The sequence below is a fragment of the Niabella aurantiaca DSM 17617 genome, from assembly GCF_000374125.1.
GTDB lineage: Bacteria > Bacteroidota > Bacteroidia > Chitinophagales > Chitinophagaceae > Niabella > Niabella aurantiaca.
In genome coordinates, this window is sequence record NZ_KB893645.1 from 53,557 (window position 1) to 72,461 (window position 18,905).

The window sequence follows — 18,905 nt, forward strand, 5'->3', positions numbered from 1 at the left end:
GCCTTCGGCTCGGACCATCTTTCAACACCGGATCCGAGTGTACGGATTATTCCGGTGACAGAACCTGCTAACAGAAGTGTAGAGTGCCGTGGGCACAGTCTGTCTGTGGAAAGTCGCTCTATAGCCAACTATTCGGCTGATGGGCGCGCTATACTTCATGAGCTCCTACGCGCCGAGCCTACGGCTCTCTGCTCGGTGATGCTCCGCTATACTGCGAACTGAAGTTCGCAGTTGGTGATTGGTCGAGGCGATGCCTCTGGCGCCCAACACGGAAGGCCATCGGCCTGATCCTTCTTTTAACCCCGGAATTTATTCCTGGGGCAGAAGTCGGGAGCGGAGTGCCGTAGGCACGGTCTGTCTGTGTGAAGTCGCTCGGTAACCGGCTATTCGGCTAACGAAGCGCATACTCCATGAAGTGCCAAAGGCCCTCGGCCTGCCCCATCTCCCAACTCCGGAATTTATTCCGGGGACTGAGCCCACCGGGCGAGCACCGAGTGCCATCGGCACGCCCCATCTGCCCCTCTCAAAAAATAACAAAATCCTACATCTGTTTAGTGGGATCGTGCAGTCCTTAAATAAAAAAATGCGCAAACTTTATCGGTCTCAAATAATGGATCCATGAAAGCGATTGCAGGAAAGTTTGTACCGGTAATGATCACGCCTTTTAACCTGAAGGCGGGCATCGATTACGATGCCGTAACCGAGCTGGTAGCGTTCTACCTGGAAGCCGGAGTAGAAGGCTTTTTCGCCAACTGCCTCAGCAGCGAAATGTTCAGCATCACGGAGGAAGAGCGGCTGGCACTCACACAGCATGTAGTGGAATGTGTCAACGGGCGCGTACCGGTGGTGGCCACCGGTTCTTTCGGCCTGTCCGTGGAGGACAAAGCGTTGTTTACAAAAAAGATCTACGATACCGGTGTGAACGCCGTGATCATGATCAGCGGGCATTTCGCAAAACTGGAGGAAGGCGATGATGTATTGCAGCGCAATTTTGAAAAATTGTTCGCGCTTACTGAAAATATTCCTTTAGGTATTTACGAATGCCCGGCACCTTACAAACGCATACTGGGCGCAGATGTTTTTAAACAATTGCTGGCATCGGACCGGTTGGTCTACCACAAGGATACTTCCATCACGCATGAAAATGTAAAAGCCAAGCTGGATGTGCTAAAAGCGGCCGGCAGTACGCTTGAGTTTTACGATGCGCATACACCCAATGCCTTGTTCAGCATGCAACAGGGCGCCGTGGGTATGTCGTCCATATCCGGGAACTTTTATCCGGAGGTGTTGGTTTGGATGGTAAAGAATGCCAATAATCCACAGCAACAGGAGCTGGCAAAATGGTTGCAGGAGGAGCTCACCAGTGTGGACCCCATGATCCACCAGGCGTATCCCATGAGTGCTAAATACTTTCTGGAAAAACGCGGGTTACCGGTGCGTACCATCAGCAGGGCCTATGCATTGCACCTGACACCGGATCAGAAAAAAGAAGTGGATGCGCTGTACGACCGGTTCCGGGGTTGGTGCGAGCGGTTAGGAATTCAGCCCGCAGGGTTGTAATTTGCGGTGATGTTGCCGTGGTAGGTCTCACGTAGCATTTAATGAATTGATTTTTTATTATTTCACCAGCTTCAGTACTACTATTATGCTTTACTTGCGTCGCACTCTTGTACTTTGGGCAACCCTGCTTGGCTTTTTTGCCGGGGCACAGGAAAATACGGACAATCGCTATGCGGAACCATTGGATCAGGTGCTGAAGAATATCGAAACGCGCTATGATGTTGCCATCCGTTATCCGGATTCGTTGATAAAAGGAAAGGTCCTGAACTATGCACGTTGGCGTTTTCGGCCGGGCGTGGCGGAAACGCTGGACAATGTGCTGGCCCCTTTTGACCTGAAGGCAAAAAAAGACGGCGATAAAAAATTCAAGATAGGCAGCTATGAATATTACCGCTGGGCGGTGGAAGATGGCTGGGCGGAGCTGGACCGTATTGCGTCGCAGTACAAAAATGTACCGGAATGGGAGCTGCGAAAAAAAGCATTAAAGCAATGCATCCTTGAAAAACTGAGGCTGGCAAAATTACCTGCCTGGCCCATCAGTAAGCCGGTTGCCACCCCGCTTCGAAAATACAATGGTTACACAGTACAAAATATTGCTTTGGAAATTTTGCCCGGTGTATGGATCAATGGTTCGCTGTATAAGCCGGCAAAATATAAAGGAAAGATCCCGGTGATCCTGAACCCGGATGGTCACTGGCCGCAGCAGCGGTACCGTGCCGATTGCCAGCTGCGCTGTGCGGCGCTTGCAAAGATGGGCGCCATGGCCTTTAGCTACGACCTGTTTGCCTGGGGTGAATCCTTATTGCAATTCAGGTCCGAAGATCATCGCCGCAGTCTCGCCATGACCATACAGGCATTGGGTGCTATCCGCATCCTCGATTATCTGTTAGCATTAAAAGATGCAGATACCAGCCGGGTGGGCATTACAGGGGGCTCCGGTGGCGGGAGTCATACGGTATTGATGACGGCTATCGATGATCGCATAAAGGTATCGGCTCCCGTGGTTTCGCTTTCATCTTATTTCTATGGCGGCTGCCCCTGCGAAAGCGGGATGGATATCCATAGCTGTGCCGGTGGTACCGATAATGTAGAGATCGCTGCGATGGCGGCCCCGCGTCCGCAGCTGGTGGTAAGCGATGGGGGCGACTGGACGGATAAAATGCCGGAACATGATTTTCCTTACCTGCAAAAAATGTACAGCTGGTATGGGAAAAAAGCCGATGTGCAAAATGTGCACCTGCCGGCAGAAAAGCACGACTTCGGCATCAACAAAAGAACGGCGGTGTACCGTTTTATGGCGCAATACCTGGGACTGAATATAAAAGCCATTGAAGATAAACAGGGGCAGGTCGATGAATCGGGAGTCACGATAGAAGAAGAGAAAAAAATGTATGTTTTTGGCGATCACGGGGAGCGCTTACCGGCGCATGCGGTAAAGGGTTTTGATAACCTGGTGAAAGTTTTTGAAGCGGCAATAAAATAGTTCAGTGTTATACTATGCATCATCTTCATCTCGACCAAAGCGGAGCGATCTATACGGGATTCAGTTGTTATGAAATATGTTGGAATTTTGTGACGGTATGGCTGGAGGCATCGCCTCGGCTTATTATTTCAGGCAACGAACTGAAGTTCGTTGCCTGAAATGGCGACAATAAAAGCGGAGAGCCGTAGGCTCGGTTCATAAGCTGGCAACTATTCAAGATGCCCCGCCTTGAACAAATGCCGCATAAAACTTACTTGAAATGAAAAAAGTACTCTTATATCTCTTTATCCTTACATTACCGCTTGCCGGCATTGCCCAAAAATCTCAACGTTACAAAATCGCATTGATCGACCTGATGCTGCTGAAGCGCCAGAAGCTCAGCGCGCTGCCGATGGCGAAGGAGCTGAACGCGGACGGGATTGAGATCGATATGGGCGGACTGGGCAACCGGGAGACTTTTGACAATAAGCTGGCAGTGGATTCCATCAGGGGGCAATACCTTCAGAAAGCAAAAGAACTGGGCCTGGAGATCCCCGCTCTTGCCATGACGGGTTATTACGCGCAGTCTTTTTGTGGCAGGGAGCATTACAAAGAATCAATAACAGATTGTATTGCTACCATGAAAAAGATGCGGGTGAAGACCGCCTTTTTGCCATTGGGGATCCAATGCGATCTGAAAAAATACCCGGAAAAACGGCCGGCTGTTGTGGCCCGTTTAAAAGAAGCGGGGCAGATGGCGCAGGAGGCTGGCGTGGTCATCGCTATTGAAACAGCCCTTTCTGCAAAAGAAGAGGTAGCGCTGCTGAAAGAGATCGGTTCACCGGCAATAAAGATCTATTTTAATTTTTCCAATCCTTTAAAGGAGGGACGGGATCTGCGTAAAGACCTTCGCATTTTGGGTGCAAAAAATATTGCTATGATCCATTGCACCAATAAGGACAGTGTATGGCTGCAAAATGATCCGCAGCTGGATCTTTATAAAGTGAAGAAAACGCTGGACAAAATGAAATGGAGCGGCTGGCTGGTGGTAGAGCGCTCCCGCGATGCACAGCATCCCCGGGATGTAAAGTATAATTACGGCGCCAATGTGGCCTATCTTAAAAAAGTATTCCAATAACAAACCGCAAAGCATTCATCCCTGTCTCCCGGTCACCTCAGCCACAAGGCCGGCTGCAGCAAGGAAATTGAGGCCCAGGCTACTACCTTGCAGACCTCCTTCGAATAAACCATTTTTACCAATTATAAAACAATTTATTCAGGGAAGGGTGTTACCGGATGGCACAGGATAGGAATTTAGAATTTATTTGCTAATCTTGCTGTTTCTATGAACGGTTTTTCTTTGCAAACAGAATTATGAGTACAAATTTACTGCAATACAACCCCCAATATCCTTCCGTAGCGGATCTGAAAAGAAAGGCAAAAAAGCGCATGCCAAAATTTGCTTTTGACTACCTGGAAGGGGGGTGCAATGATGAGCTGAACGTATGGCGGAACGAGGAGGACTTTAAGCATATTTTCCTGATGCCCCAGTATCTGAAAAAGCACAAAGGTGTGGATATGCGCACCGAATTATTCGGTCACACGTATGATGCACCATTCGGTATAGCGCCTGTAGGGTTGCAGGGGCTGATGTGGCCCAACGCCCCGGAGATCCTGGCCAAAGCAGCATTAAAACATAACATCCCCTATATTTTAAGTACGGTATCCACCAGCAGCATTGAGCGGATCGCCGAGCTTTCAGAAAGCAAATTCTGGTTCCAGTTATACCATCCCACGGAGAATGAATTGCGGGATGATCTCCTGCGCCGGCTGGAGGCCGTAAGCTGCCCGGTGCTGGTAGTGCTCATCGACGTACCTTCCTTTGGATTGCGCTATCGCGAAATAAAGGCCGGGCTTTCCATGCCGCCCAAAAATACGATCAGCAATTTTGTGCAGGCGGCCATGCACCCGGTATGGGGGCTGGAAACGCTGCGGGTGGGCATCCCATCCTTTGCCACCTTAAAGCCCTATATGAAAAAGGGGATGGATATGAAGCAATTGGGCAAATTTATGAACGCTACCTTTACCGGTCGCGTGGATGCGGATAAGGTAGCAGCCATCAGGGATAAATGGAAGGGCAAGCTGGTGGTAAAGGGAGTGGTAAGTGAGCAGGATGCGGAGTTGTGCGCGGGCATCGGGGTGGATGGCATCATTGTTTCTAACCATGGCGGCCGGCAGATCGACGCCGGGGAATCCACCATTCGCCCGCTAAAAGGACTGGCAGAAAAGTTTAAGGATAAATACAAGGTAATGATCGATAGCGGTCTTCGCTCCGGTCCGGATATTGGCCGGTCGCTGGCCTGCGGTGCCGATTTTACCTTTATGGGGCGGCCCTTTATGTATGGCGTGGGCGCCCTGGGTAAAGCCGGTGGTGATCATACCATCGCCATGCTCAAGGCACAATTAAAACAGGTAATGGAACAGCTTTGCTGTGAAACCATTCGCGATTTCCCGGGGGCATTGATACGGTAACGGACCTGCGGGGTAAAATGAGGTTTTTCCGGGCGCTCTGCGTTTCAATTGTTCTTTAAGGATCTCATATATTCGTGAAGTTCTGCCTCAGTAATCGCATCAAATATTTTTCCGAACTGGGTGAGATTGTACCCAAGGGCATGTAAGACACGGTACAACGTATACGTTTTCATTTCCGATTTTGCATTTATGATATCGGAAATTGTAGCCTTACGAAGGCCGGTACTGCTGGATAGTTTGTCGTAGCTATCATCAATACCGGGAAAGGAAGAAGGGTGCAGATGTCGATTTGCAGCCTTATTTTTTGAAATAAGCTTTCGCAAGGCCAATGCATACCTACACTTGATCCAATACAATCCTTCCTCTTCATTCATATCGAAAGGAACAGCTTTTAAAAATATTTTTTGTTACGGTGAAGCGTAACTAAACATATTTCCTTATTTTTACATAAGGAATAACATATTAAATTCGCGATTCTTCATAAATGAATTTGAAGCTTTCGCTTTGAGTCTTGGTCTGAAACCTCGGAAATTTCAATGCCACAGGACGATAAGCAAAGGCTCACGGTAAAACGTGGGCCTCCTTATTCGTGGCAAGGCGCTCCGAGGGCCTCAGACCGGTAAGTGAGGTTCCACGTTTGTTCTTTCTTGCCGAAAAGACTCATCCAAAACCAAACGGATGAGCGCCAAAACATCATATTCCACCATTGTTGCCAATGCCGTAGCATTCAGGGTCCTTTTTGCGTGTAAACCCAAAATGCCGGTATAAAATACTGCCGGGTGGCGGGCCGGTTACTCCATTTAAGCAACGGCCCGGCCTTCCCGGCATTTTGTTGGGCGTAAAACACCTTTACATCGCTATACCTATATACAATGCCCGTTTCCCCAAACAATATTGCTCATTTTTAATGCTTTTATATGAAAAAAATTGCGCTGCTGAGCGTAACAGCCTTGCTATGCTATTTTGTAAACACCGCTTATAGCCAAAATAACAGAATAGATTTACGCATGGTAAAGACACCGGTGCATATAGGAGAGCGGATTAGCCTGGATATGCCCCTGGGAAAATTTATTAATTATAAACAGGATGTGGCCACATTGGCCGATTTTAAGAATAGGCTGGTGATTCTTGGTTTTTGGTTTACCCATTGCACTTCCTGTATTGCCCAGTTTCCTAAAGAAAACGCCTTACAACAAAAGCGCGACCGTGACATGCAACTGGTGCTGGTTACCTACGAGCCGGAGACAGCTGTACGCGCGTTTATTAAAAACTGGGAGCAAAAAAACAATACCCGTTTTATACTGCCCATTATAGTATCTGATACGATGTTGAACAAGAGTTTTTATAAAAGGTATGCTCCGCACTATATATGGCTATCGCAGGAGGGGGAAGTGATAGCGCAAACCTCTGCTTATTTCTTAAACGATGTCAACCTGAGCGGTGTGGCAGAAGCGTTGGAAAAAGAAAAATTCCGTGTATTCCGCAAAAAACAGAAACGCTCTACTAACTAAAAAACATAACTATGAGAACTGCGATTTTATTATGCAGCCTGCTGCTATTTAGCGCAGCTATGGCCCAAAACAAGCTTACCATTACTGGACGGGTAATAGATTCAGAAACCGGGGAGCCGGTTAAAAACGTTACCGTAACCTCGAAATTGCAGCAGGCTACCGTATTTACACAGCCAAACGGGCATTTTTCTATTGTGGTAGCTGCAGCGGATACGCTGCTGTTCAGCCATGTTGTCTATACAACGCAAGCGGTACAGGCTGCCGGGTTAAAAGAAGGCGTTACTATCTCCCTGATGCCTAAAACCGGAAACCTGGAGGAGGTAATGATTAACACGGGTTACCAAAAGCTAAAACCCAATGCAGTTAATGGCTCCTATGTGATCATTGATAGTAAAAAACTAAGCGAGCAAACCGGAACCAATATCCTTCAACGCTTAAATGGCGTTACCAGCGGCCTACTCTTTAATACAGGAAGAACCAACCCCGCATCCCAGGGGAAAACGGATATTTCCATAAGAGGGCCTGGCACCATCAACGGGCCGCTGGACCCCCTCATAGTGCTGGATGACTATGTATACGAAGGAGATATTGATAATATAAACCCCAACGACGTAGAAAGTATCACTGTTCTGAAAGATGCGGCGGCTACCTCCATTTACGGAGCGCGGGGCGGAAACGGTGTTATTGTTATTACTACTAAAAAAGGACATTTCAATCAAAAACTGAGTATGGACCTGAACAGCACGGTAATCATAAGCCCTCGGCCCGGGCTGGATAATTACCACCAAATGCATTCATCCGACTATATTGATGTGGAGCAGCTGCTTTTTGATCAGGGGTATTTTGACAATGTAACAGACCCGGCGTCCAGAGCGCCGCTAACCCCTGTGGTAGATATTTTGTATCAAAGGAAGAAAGGGTTGATTACAGAGGAGGCAGCAGCTTTAGCTATTAGCAAATTAAAACAAACGGATGCCCGGCAGCAATACACCCGGCTATTTTTAAGAAATACGCTCACCCAGCAATATTCCTTAAACGTACAGGCAGGTAGCCAGCGTTTTTCGTGGATAATAGCGGGCAATTTAGTGCGGGTAAGCAATAGAACAGAACAGCAAAATACACAGGGCAATTTCAGGATTGAAAATACCTTTAAACCATTTAACCGGTTGCAAATTATCTCCAGTGTTTATTATACCACAAGGAGTACGGAGCGCCATCAGGTACCGGATTATAAAAGCCTTATCCAAATCGGGTCAAGGCGGGGTGTACCTTATTTACCATTAATTGATGAGAATGGCAACCCGGCACCCGTATATAATATATACAGGAAGGAATATATTGACACTGCAGGCAGTGGAAAACTGCTCAACTGGCGTTATTACCCTGCTACGGATTACCGGTATAACTACACCAATACAGCGCTGCAGGAAATGGTTGCCCGCTTTGGCCTAAAATACCAGGTAATTAATGGCTTAACATTGTCGCTAAATACACAGCATCAGGTACAGAAAGTAACCGGAACCGCAACCCGCCAAGGTGAGGGGTTTTATACAAGAGACCTTATTAACCGGTTTTCACAAATTAATTATACCAATGGAACCGTAACCTATATGGTGCCGAAAGGTAACATTATAGCATACAGCAATAATGCCATCAGATCGCGCAACTACCGTGCGCAGCTCGACTACAGCAGGCTGTGGTACAAGCATAGCGTAAGCGCTATTGTCGGAAGCGAAGCTCGGGAGGTAGTTGAGAACGGCAACTCAAACACGATTTATGGATATGTGGAGGATCCGCTAACGACGGTGTCCGTTGACTTCAGAAACTCGTATCCCACCTTGCCTAATAACAGTATCGCTTCTATACCGGGAGCACCGTTTGTTAATGCTACTACGACCAACCGGTTTGTAAGCCTGTACGCAAATGCATCTTATACGTTTAACGAAAAGTACATGCTTACAGGCAGCGTGCGTAAAGATGGCGCTAATATCTATGGCGTTACAACCAATAACAAGTGGAAACCATTATGGTCGGTAGGCCTCGGGTACGAAGTGTCAAAAGAAAAATTCTTTCGCCTGCGGGGAATACCTTATTTAAAAATAAAAAGTACGATCGGTTACAGTGGCAATGTTGACCTGTACCGGTCGGCTTTGGCGGTGGCACAATTTTCTACCTATTCATTAAATGACGGCGGGTTACCTTATGCGCGGGTGGCAACTATTAATAACCCTTCCCTTCGGTGGGAAAAGGTACGGCAATGGAATGCAGGGGTAGATTTTTCTTTAAAGCGATCCTGGATCGCCGGTTCCGTTGAGTATTATAAAAAATGGGGAACAGATCTTTACGGTCCCGCAACGTATGATTATACCTCCTGGGGCGGTTCAAACATTGTTACAAAAAATGTTGCAAACATGGCAGGTAATGGGGTAGACGTTCAGCTGCGGCTTAAAATACTTAACAGAGAAGTGAAATGGAATGGGGGAGTTCTGTATAATTACAATACGGCAAAAACTACGGCTTATTTAGAGGAAAACAGACGGTTTATGAGTGCTGTTTATGCCAACGGAACCCGTATTACACCTATCGTGGGCAAACCACTTTACTCAATTTTAGCGCTTCGCTGGGGCGGCTTAAATGCCCAGGGTGCACCCCAGGGATATTTGAACGGGAAGTTGTCAACCGACTACGAAGCTGTCCTGGAAAATGCCGATAAAGAGGGAGACGCCGGGGGCTCGCTGGTATATATTGGACCATCCACTCCGGTACATTTTGGTTCAATCTATAACGAGTTGTCTTATAAGGGGCTAACCTTGTCGTTTAACCTGGTATATAAGCTGGGCTACTACTTTAAACGAAACTCAATTTCATACACAAGCCTGGTTTCTTTTGGAGAGGGCCATTCAGATTATGCTGATCGTTGGCAAAAACCCGGCGATGAACTAAAAACGCAAGTGCCAGCGTTCGTTTATCCACTCCCAAAATCGGCGGGGGAAACGATTTATTTCAACGGCGAAGCATTGGTTGAAAAAGGCGATCATTTGCGCCTTCAGTTCATAAACATGAGCTACCGGGCAAATTGCAAGCGGTACGGATTGCTTAACAATAATTTACTGCTATATATAAATGCTTCTAATTTGGGCATTATTTGGAGATCTAACAAACGAGGGTTAGATCCAGACTATCCGGACACCTTGGTTCCCGTGACTAATTTTTCCTTTGGACTAAAAGTATCACTTTAATCATAAAAAATAAACAAATGAAAAATAGACTACTTTTCATTGTTATGGTTTTGCTCACCTTAACCTGCTGCAAAAAGTTCCTGGATAAAAAGACTAATAATTCAATTGCCGTTCCGGAGAAACTGGAAGACCTGCAGGCGCTTCTAGACGATCAGGAGGTTATGAACAAGGGTGTTAGCCCTTCTTTGTCTGAATGTTTTGGCGATGACTATTTTCATACAGAAACGAGTTTTAATAACCTGGCCCCTGAGTATAAACTGATATACACCTGGCAAAAATTTCCGAGTAAATTTCCAAATGACTGGTCTGTATGCTATAAAATCGTTTATAATGCAAACCTGTGCCTGGATCTGTTGGGAAAAATAGAGAGAACACAAGAAAAAGCCGCTGCATGGGATAATATAAGAGGGCAGGCTTTGTTTGCGCGCGCTTATGCCTTTTTAAATTTACTATGGGCCTATTGCAAAGGCTATGATATTAGTACCGCTCAAAAAGATAATGGCATAGTGTTACGAACCAGTTCTGATTTCAATACGATATTTAACAGGTCCAGTCTTGCAGATTCCTATAACAAGATTATTGCAGACACAAAAGAGGCATTAAAGTACCTTCCCGATCTTGCCCTTTTGCCAACCCGGGGTTCAAGAGCAGCGGCAAACGGCCTTTTGGGAAGGGCATATTTATCAATGCGGCTATATGACAGTTCCTTTAAATATTCAAATGCCGGCCTGCATATTTACGATTCCTTGATGGATTATAACAAACCGGAAGATGGTATCAATATTAACGCTAATAGCACCTTCGGGGCAAATCGTTTCACCAGGGAAGTTGTGTTTTATACAGAGATTAACTTGTTAAGAAACATCCATACAAAAGGGCTTGTTGATACAGCCCTGTATTCGTCTTACAACGTAAGTGATCTCCGCAGAACCGCCTTTTTTTTGCCATATCAGCAATTTCATCGCTTTAAAGGCGGCTACGCTCGGAATTTTCGGCTTTTTTCAGGCATTGCAACGGATGAGCTTTTTTTAATTCGGGCGGAATCTGCCGCAAGGATCGGGAAGATAGAGGACGCAATGGCGGATCTAAACCATCTTTTACAAAAACGGTGGAATAATAAAGTCGCATTTGCTCCCCTTATTGCGACTACAAGGGAGGATGCGCTGGCTCTCGTACTTGAGCACAGAAGAAAGGAGTTGCTGTTTAGAGGACTTCGATGGAGCGATATAAAAAGACTGAATAAAGAAGGGAAAAATATCGTGCTAAAAAGGGTAGTTGGAGTGAATACGTATATTCTGGAACCTGATAGTGACGGGTACCAGGTTGCACTTCCGGATGACTTGGATATAAAATAAAGTGACTATGGTGGCTGATGAGGCGCACCACAGTCACTAATATAAAGTTAGGGGAGCTCAATATTGATGGGATTTGTATAGCCGGTACCGTTAACTACAGTTGCCTGGGTTGAACTTCCACCGGTTGATATTGACACTTTAGTGTTGTCAAGTACAAGGCCAGCTCCACCGACTGTATTCGATTTAAGGACAACGATCGAACATGCTGCATCCTCACTCATGCCAGACGTACATTGATCCGGTGCAGGCGCCCATTTACTTTCATCTGATACAAAGGATTGGTCATAGGGATGGGCTCCTGATTGTGGCTGATACTGAAAAACAACTGTATCATCGACAGCATTTCGAAATGAAAAAATGAAAATGGTAGCAAATGTCATCGCAACTGCCGAAACCAGCTTTACTATACGAATGCGTTTTGTATTCATGTGCAGGTCTTTTTTTAAATCAAAAAAAGATTACCGTAAAAAAATTTAAATTTGAATATATATTTAAATTAGTTAGCCTTTTGGCTGGCTGGCCTGCAACGCCTGCAATCGCTGATAGTGGGCGTTGCATTTACGATTTTTACTTTAATCCATAGGCATTGATGTTAAAAGAGGAATTCTTTATCTTCTTGTTTTAAAGATACAGTGTGCGCCGGCTAAAAGTCAAGGGGTAAAACCCTACATTTTTTTCGCGATTAAAAATATAGGGTTTTACCTATGCGTAAAAAGAATGCTGTTTGTTGGAGGTGTTTATTTTTCAGGAGTGATAGAGCCCGTTCTCAACGGCGTAGGCTACCAGGCCGGCTACATTTTTTACCCCGGTTTTGGAAAAAAGCAGGGCACGGTACTTTTCAACGGTTTTAATACTCATGTATAGCTTATCCGAAATTTCCCGGTTAGTGAGTTGTTTGCAAATCAGTCGCAGTATTGCCAGCTCATTGAAGTTGAACAACTGCTGGTCTCCATCGGGAGGCTGCCCCTGCTCAAAAGTTTTTAAAAGGAGGTTAGTGAGTGCCATGCTGGAACTGGCACAGTAATAGTTTTTCCCTTCCAACAAGGCTTCAATACCCGGTTGCAAGGATAAGCTGGTGGCTGTTTTGATTACATATCCACTGGCTCCCGCCTGCATCATTTTAAGGATCAGCGCTTCATCATCAAAGACGGTGTAAGCCAGTATTTTAATTTGAGGATACAGGATGCGCACCTGCCGTGTAGCCTCAATGCCATCCATTACCGGCATCTGAAGATCCATGATCACTACATCGGGCGTTAGTTGCTGCAGCAACTCCAGCAGCCGCGCTCCGTTGTAAACAGTGCCGATAACGGTTGCTTCATTCCAGTCATTGAGCACCGTTGTTATTGCCTTGTGGTAGTCTTCCTGGTCATCGGCGATTATGATTTTTATTTTAGAACCGGGCTTCATAATCATCTGTTAAGGGATGAGCGGTATAGAAATAAGGCAGGACAGTCCTTTACGCGATTTTATCTTCAATCTTCCCCCCAGTTTGGTTACACGGTAATGTAGGTTCTTAAGTCCGTGCCCGTCGTTGCTTATTTTTTCCGGTAACCCACATCCGTCATCTGAATAGTAGAGGTAAAGCATCTTTTTTTGTTGTTTAATGCGCAAGGCAACCACATCGGCATTGGCATGTGCCAGGGTATTGTGCAGTAACTCCTGTACCATCTGGTAAATATTGCTGATGATAACAGGAGAAAGTGCATGGTGTACCTCGTAGCTAAACCCTATTACCGGTGAAACCTCCATAATAGCACACTGGGCAACAAGTTGCTGAAGGCTTTGCTGCAGGCCCTGGTCGAGTATTTTTTCGTCATCCATGTTTTGAACCACCTGTTTTATATGGGCAATGGATTCTCTTATTTGCCCGGCCATCTCCTCTGTAATTGTTTGGTGGCCGGGAACCTTTTTGCCAATTTCTTCCAGCTGTATCAATACGACAGCCAATTTTGAACATACAAAATCGTGCATGCCTGCGGCCATGCGTCGCTGGTCTTCGATAAGCGCTGTTAATTCTTCCTGGTGCAGTTGCCGCACCTTCTCAAACAGGGAGTGTTGATGGCGATATGCCAACAAGGCAAAGGCGGCTAATATCAAACAGCAGACTACACAGCAGATGATGACCGGAAGATATAGCGGAACCGCGGTGGTATGTAAAAAATGGACCATATAAACAGCAGGTTAGATAAAAAGTTTACGGCAGCAAAAATCACTACCATTGCGCGCATGGGTGCGGCCATGGTGCCCGGCAGCAGCAGCCAGCAGGTTTCTGTGATAACCGTACAGGTATTGCAAAAAATAAGCCCAAGGCCGATGATGAATAAGGCATTGCTACGCAATGGAAGCAGTAAGGGGTAAAGCTGCCTTACTACAATAGCCATAGATAAAAAGATAAGTGTAGCGGCAAACAGGATAATACACCCTGAAAAAGGTTGCCACAGGGTGCCTCTGTACATCCATTCAGCTGCCCAAAATGCAACAGCGGCAAAAGTTGTTAACAATAACTTCCGGCGATACGGCCTTTGAGACTGCCAATTGTTGAATTGCCAAAGGAACAGTAATACTTCTGCCAGGCTGTATATATTGAGGATGGCGATATTGCTGCCGTGGTGCTTTACCATTGCCAGGCTGCCCAGCTCCGAAATAAAACCCAGTGTGAGCAGCAGCAGAAAGGGCAGGTAGGAACGGTCCATCTTATAAAACCGCAGCCAGCCTATGCAAACGCCAATTCCTATAGAAAGGCCTGAAAAAACGCTTAGTTTAAAAAGCATGCGAATCATTTGAATGTGTGCTCATGATCCAATCTTCGGAAGGGAGCAGGTACGAAAGAAGCAACCTTTTGTATGCCGGTTATCATGGAAAGCAGATCCTACGGGTTCATGAACGGGTTGTCCGCATCATCCGGGCAAAGCGGCGGGCAGCGAATGGCCCGTTCGATAATAACGCCGTCATCTTCGCTCCCGTTCAGGTATGCAGTTGCAGGGGGCAGCAGATTCTTACCGGCGGCGTCCACGGCTACAAGGATGGCATGCACTTTTAGCCCTTCATCCATACCATAATAAATACGCATTTGACTGCAGCCGGTTACCTGCAGCAGGCTTTCAATAGCCTGGCGGGGCAGGGTTTCACTAATGGCGAGGATATCCTGGTTTTGATGTGTGGGAGCCAGGATGGTTTCCCGGTTGGTGGCATAGCGGTTGATCATGGCAGTAGCTTCCGCAAGTGTGATTTCGTGTGTCATAGCATTACTTTTTGGTTACAGCTAAGTAACAGCTTTCTTTTGGAACCAGGCGTAGGGAATTCCCTATATTTTGGACTGATTGTTCTTTTATATCACAAATTAAATAATTTTAGAATATAATTGTCATCCATTTTTTATAATCTAAACCGGTTGCCATGCACCGATACTCCTTTATACTGCGCAGCATCGCCTGCTATTGTTACCTGAATAAAGAGCCTCCGGCAGCATTGCAATAGATCTAAACTAAATCCAAGAACCATTTGAGATCCGTTCGCCGGCGTATAAGGTCACTGCAATTTTATGCAAAAGCGGGGAGGGTACCCTATGCGATATACTGTGACCATTTTTTCGTGACAATTTAAATATAACACACTAAAAAGAGTGCACCGCAGGCTTCCTTCTTAACCCCAAAAATAATCATTATGAAAGAGATCCGTAAAAACCTGAACCTAAGCCAGCAGGAGCTGGCCCTGCTGCTGAACGTATCGCGCAGCACGATTGCAATGTATGAAAAAGGGCTGCGCCCCCTGCCCCCAGAAGCATCTCTAAAATGGATGAAAATGCAACAGCAATGGCAGGAAAACCAGCGTAAACCCAACCTGCTGCGGCCCGGCCAGAATAGCTATTTAACCGTGCAGCAGGAGCAATGTCTTGCCTTCTTGAATGCGCAGGCACAAAGGGCTGCAATCCGTTCTGTCAGTGTTACACAGCAACTTGCTGCTTTAGAAGACCAGCACCGGATATTGCTGCAAAAACTACATTTTTTGAAAGAACTGTTGGAAGAAACTCCACGTGGCAGCCGCCAGGCAGAACTAATAGGAAACAGGATGCAACACACGTTGATTGGCCTGGCTTATTGTGGCCCGGAGCGCCGCCAGTTGCTGAGTTATAAACTGCAGGTACTTACTGCCCAGCAGAAAGCTGCACTGGCAAGTAAGGTGATTGTACAGCAGCTGCGCTATAGTTAAGCTTTTGAAAAGCAGGGCACCCGGTTTCGGAACGGGGCGTACGGTTCGCAAAACAGCGTTCTGAGATTGGCAGCCGGCCGTCGCTGTGTCTCCTGCGTCACCTGTGGAATAGATATAGTATGTGCCCATTCTATTCCTGAAACTTTAAACGGTTGCCGGGAGGCGGTCTTCATTTGTATGGCGAACTGCATTCTTTGTATAAAAAAGGATCCGCTGTGTATTGTGCCCGAATCATAAAGAGTGCTCTTAGCGCGTACCCGCTAACTACACCAACCTTACCCCCGCCGGAGCGGGCGGGCGATACCGGTTCGCGACCATGGCTGGCATTGCATGCTGACCGCCCTGCCACATTGCGTTAGCGGCTTTTCACCATCTCAATATGCGGTATCCCGTCTTCATCATACACCGCGCTTACCGCTTCAAATCCCAGGGATTCATAAAATTTTTTCAGGTATAACTGTGCGCTGATGCGGAGGGCATTTTTTCCAAAAAGGCGGTAGCTTTCTTCAATACTGCGCATCATCAGCTGCCGGCCCAGCCCAAAGGCACGGTGCGATGGGGCAACCGCCACGCGGCCAATCGAAGGGTCTTTGTATGAAATACCGGGTGCCAGCAGACGGGTATAGGCCACCAGCCGGCCATTGTCCGTACCGGTTAGATGGAAGGCGCTGAGGTCCTTACCGTCCACATCCTGGTAAATACTGCTTTGCTCTACCACAAAAACAGCGGCCCGCAATTGCAGGATCGCATACAGTTCCGTAAGGGTCAGTTGTTCAAAGGGTTTACAGGCCCATGCAATAGCTGGTAGTTGCGGCATTAGTAGCGGTATTTATCTTTCCATAATTTTTTTAAGTGATTTCGCAGCTCATTTTCCCGGGGATTGTTGCCCGGGTCGTAGAAAGCAGCACCTGCAATCTTATCCGGCAGGTATTCCTGCTCGCTGAAATTATTTTCAAAACCGTGGGAATATTGATAGCCCTTGCCATAGTTCAGGTTCTTCATCAGCTTTGTGGGCGCATTGCGGATATGCAGGGGCACCGGCAGATCACCGGTATTCCGAACCGCGGCCAGCGCTTCGTCAATGGCCAGGTAAGCGCTGTTGCTTTTGGGCGAAGAGGCCAGGTAGATGGCGCATTGGGAGAGGATGATCCGCGCTTCGGGATTGCCGATCTTATTAACAGCTTCAAAAGTGGCATTGGCCAGCAGCAGGGCATTGGCGTTGGCCATGCCGATGTCTTCACTGGCGGAAATGACCATACGGCGGGCGATGAATTTGATGTCCTCACCACCTTCGATCATCCGTGCCAGCCAGTAAACGGCGCCGTTGGGATCGCTGCCCCGGATGGATTTGATGAATGCGGAGATGATGTCGTAATGCTGTTCCCCCGTCTTGTCATACAAGGCGATTTTCTTTTGGGCAATGCGCATAACGGTTTCGTTGGTAATAACCGCGGGGGCTTCCAGGGCATCACAGATGATCTCAAAAAGATTTAAAAGTTTCCGGGCGTCGCCCCCGGATATATTGATGAGGGCGGCGGTCTCTTTCAGCTGTACTTTTTTTTGAACGATCTGCCCGTCCTGAGCCATGGCCAGGTGCAGCAGCTTTACAAGGTCTTTGTCTTCCAGGGCTTTTAAAACATAAACCTGGCACCGGCTGAGCAGGGCACTGTTTACCTCAAAGGAAGGATTTTCCGTGGTAGCGCCTATTAAGGTAATGATGCCTTTTTCAACGGCACCCAACAGGGCATCCTGCTGGCTTTTATTAAAGCGGTGGATCTCGTCGATGAAAAGGATGGCCCCGCGTGCGGCCGTAGCGGTGGCAATGGCATCGCGGATGTCTTTGACGCCGGCAGAAATGGCGCTTAAGGACAGAAAAGGCCGGTGGACCGTATGGGCAATAATGGTTGCAATGGTGGTTTTACCTACGCCCGGCGGCCCCCAGAGGATCATGCTGGGGATATTCCCGGTAGCGATCGACTTCTGAAGAATGCTGCCATTGCCTGTAAGATGCTCCTGGCCCACCAGGTCTTCAAGGCTATGAGGTCTTAACCGTTCTGCCAATGGGGTCATAATGGATCTGCTTAAAGACCCCAAAGGTAATACTAATTTATTTAGCAGCGAAGCCGGGTGGGTGTTTTGCGGGTTCTGCTATTGCAGGTGCTGCCGCAGGAATTCCCCGGTCTTTTTAAATGTGTCCGTAAGCTCCGGGTCGCCCCATCCGTGACCGGCGTTGGGGTAGATCACTTTCTGGAATGGCACGTTGAGCTGCTGCAACTGGTTTATCAGCAGTTCGGCCTGCGACTGGGGTACCAGCGGATCCTGGCCTCCCTGGAACAACAGGGTGGGTGCTGCGCCGGTTGCCGCATAGGTGATGGGACTGCTTTCTGTGTAGCGGTCGGGCACCTCGTCGGGCGTTCCTCCTATAACGGGCACCAGTAAGGTATTGGCTACAACGGTATTGCTGTCGTATAAGGCAGTAAGATCCGTGGGGCCGGCAATGGATACAACGGCGTGGATATTACCGGCCTGGTTGTATTTGTAGGCGGTAAGCAGGGCCAGGTGGGCCCCGGCACTGGCGCCCAGGATGGCTGTTTTTTCAGAGACCGCGTACTCCTTTCTTTTTGAATTTAAAAAATCAACGGCGGCTTTTACATCATGTTCCTGGGTGGGGAACTGGTTCGTGTCCTTTTTATAGAGCCGGTAGTTAATATTAAAAATGGCATAATCCGGAAGCTCTTTGAGCAGGTAGTTGCTGATAAACGGGTCAAATTCCGTTTTGTCGCCACCGGTCCAGGCGCCGCCATGAACCAGGATCAGCACCTTTGTGGTGACCGATGTTCGGTCGGCCGGCAAATAGACATCCATTTTTTGTAAAGGGTCGTTGCCATAGGCCTGGTTCTTATACACCGCTGCTTCGCGGGCGGCGGTGGGGGTATCGACGGGCTTTGAACAGGAGAGCAGGAATACCAGTAAACAAAAAAGAACACCTGTATTTTTCATATTGTTTATTTCTTTTGCGATTTAACACACTATT

General features: G+C 47.3%; 17 protein-coding genes. 8 read left to right on the forward strand and 9 right to left on the reverse strand.

Annotation, left to right across the window (positions count from 1 at the left end):
- Nucleotides 1–618: 618 nt before the first annotated feature.
- The 4 genes from B160_RS0121310 to B160_RS0121325 all read left to right on the forward strand — a co-directional run bounded on the left by B160_RS0121310 (nt 619) and on the right by B160_RS0121325 (nt 5,554).
- Nucleotides 619–1,560 (forward strand): dihydrodipicolinate synthase family protein, encoded by a 942-nt coding sequence (locus B160_RS0121310; protein ID WP_018629970.1) that lies wholly within the window; start codon nt 619–621, stop codon nt 1,558–1,560.
- An 85-nt stretch (nt 1,561–1,645) separates the two neighbouring features.
- On the forward strand, nt 1,646–3,043 hold the full coding sequence (locus B160_RS0121315; RefSeq protein ID WP_040680252.1) for an alpha/beta hydrolase family protein: 1,398 nt from the start codon (nt 1,646–1,648) through the stop codon (nt 3,041–3,043).
- 259 nt (nt 3,044–3,302) lie between these two features.
- Complete coding sequence (locus tag B160_RS0121320) at nt 3,303–4,160, forward strand: sugar phosphate isomerase/epimerase family protein (protein WP_018629972.1); 858 nt, start codon at nt 3,303–3,305, stop codon at nt 4,158–4,160.
- Nucleotides 4,161–4,396: 236 nt separating this feature from the next.
- Entirely contained in the window at nt 4,397–5,554 is a 1,158-nt protein-coding gene (locus tag B160_RS0121325; RefSeq protein ID WP_018629973.1) for an alpha-hydroxy acid oxidase, read from the forward strand.
- 44 nt (nt 5,555–5,598) lie between these two features.
- Here B160_RS0121325 and B160_RS0121330 read toward each other — a convergent pair whose 3' ends face one another.
- Entirely contained in the window at nt 5,599–5,928 is a 330-nt protein-coding gene (locus B160_RS0121330) for a helix-turn-helix domain-containing protein (RefSeq protein ID WP_018629974.1), read from the reverse strand.
- Between the two features lie 543 nt (nt 5,929–6,471).
- On the opposite strand from B160_RS0121330, the gene B160_RS0121345 reads away from it, so the two are divergent.
- Genes B160_RS0121345 through B160_RS0121355 form a run of 3 tightly spaced genes read left to right on the forward strand, consistent with a single transcriptional unit; the run spans nt 6,472 to nt 11,659 of the window.
- Nucleotides 6,472–7,065 carry a TlpA family protein disulfide reductase gene (locus B160_RS0121345; RefSeq protein ID WP_018629976.1) on the forward strand — a complete coding sequence of 198 codons (594 nt, stop codon included), beginning with the start codon at nt 6,472–6,474 and terminating at the stop codon, nt 7,063–7,065.
- Between the two features lie 11 nt (nt 7,066–7,076).
- A complete protein-coding gene (locus tag B160_RS0121350) occupies nt 7,077–10,304 on the forward strand; it encodes a SusC/RagA family TonB-linked outer membrane protein (RefSeq protein WP_018629977.1) in 3,228 nt (1,075 codons plus the stop codon).
- Nucleotides 10,305–10,321: 17 nt separating this feature from the next.
- The gene (locus B160_RS0121355; RefSeq protein ID WP_083927741.1) at nt 10,322–11,659 is read left to right on the forward strand and encodes a RagB/SusD family nutrient uptake outer membrane protein; all 1,338 of its coding nucleotides are present in this window, start codon (nt 10,322–10,324) and stop codon (nt 11,657–11,659) included.
- Between the two features lie 47 nt (nt 11,660–11,706).
- Here the strand turns inward: B160_RS0121355 and B160_RS31825 are convergent, their stop codons facing one another.
- The 5 genes from B160_RS31825 to B160_RS0121380 all read right to left on the reverse strand — a co-directional run bounded on the left by B160_RS31825 (nt 11,707) and on the right by B160_RS0121380 (nt 14,903).
- Nucleotides 11,707–12,087, reverse strand: coding sequence for a hypothetical protein (locus tag B160_RS31825; RefSeq protein ID WP_018629979.1), 381 nt, complete (start codon nt 12,085–12,087; stop codon nt 11,707–11,709).
- 316 nt (nt 12,088–12,403) lie between these two features.
- A complete protein-coding gene (locus B160_RS0121365) occupies nt 12,404–13,069 on the reverse strand; it encodes a response regulator (RefSeq protein ID WP_018629980.1) in 666 nt (221 codons plus the stop codon).
- A gap of 9 nt (nt 13,070–13,078) precedes the next feature.
- Nucleotides 13,079–13,735 carry a sensor histidine kinase gene (locus B160_RS0121370; protein WP_157558172.1) on the reverse strand — a complete coding sequence of 219 codons (657 nt, stop codon included), beginning with the start codon at nt 13,733–13,735 and terminating at the stop codon, nt 13,079–13,081.
- A gap of 32 nt (nt 13,736–13,767) precedes the next feature.
- The gene (locus B160_RS0121375) at nt 13,768–14,433 is read right to left on the reverse strand and encodes a hypothetical protein (RefSeq protein ID WP_018629982.1); all 666 of its coding nucleotides are present in this window, start codon (nt 14,431–14,433) and stop codon (nt 13,768–13,770) included.
- Between the two features lie 98 nt (nt 14,434–14,531).
- Nucleotides 14,532–14,903: a hypothetical protein gene (locus B160_RS0121380; RefSeq protein WP_018629983.1), complete on the reverse strand. Its 372-nt coding sequence runs from the start codon at nt 14,901–14,903 to the stop codon at nt 14,532–14,534.
- 422 nt (nt 14,904–15,325) lie between these two features.
- Here B160_RS0121380 and B160_RS0121385 point away from each other — a divergent pair, with 422 nt between their 5' ends.
- On the forward strand, nt 15,326–15,871 hold the full coding sequence (locus B160_RS0121385) for a helix-turn-helix transcriptional regulator (RefSeq protein ID WP_018629984.1): 546 nt from the start codon (nt 15,326–15,328) through the stop codon (nt 15,869–15,871).
- A 355-nt stretch (nt 15,872–16,226) separates the two neighbouring features.
- Here B160_RS0121385 and B160_RS0121390 read toward each other — a convergent pair whose 3' ends face one another.
- The 3 genes from B160_RS0121390 to B160_RS29840 all read right to left on the reverse strand — a co-directional run bounded on the left by B160_RS0121390 (nt 16,227) and on the right by B160_RS29840 (nt 18,871).
- Complete coding sequence (locus B160_RS0121390) at nt 16,227–16,688, reverse strand: GNAT family N-acetyltransferase (RefSeq protein ID WP_018629985.1); 462 nt, start codon at nt 16,686–16,688, stop codon at nt 16,227–16,229.
- Nucleotides 16,688–17,941, reverse strand: a complete 1,254-nt coding sequence (locus B160_RS0121395; protein WP_018629986.1) for a replication-associated recombination protein A — start codon at nt 17,939–17,941, stop codon at nt 16,688–16,690. The genes B160_RS0121390 and B160_RS0121395 overlap by 1 nt, the downstream gene beginning before the upstream one ends.
- A 78-nt stretch (nt 17,942–18,019) precedes the next feature.
- Nucleotides 18,020–18,871, reverse strand: a complete 852-nt coding sequence (locus B160_RS29840; RefSeq protein ID WP_018629987.1) for an alpha/beta hydrolase — start codon at nt 18,869–18,871, stop codon at nt 18,020–18,022.
- Between the last annotated feature and the right edge of the window lie 34 nt (nt 18,872–18,905).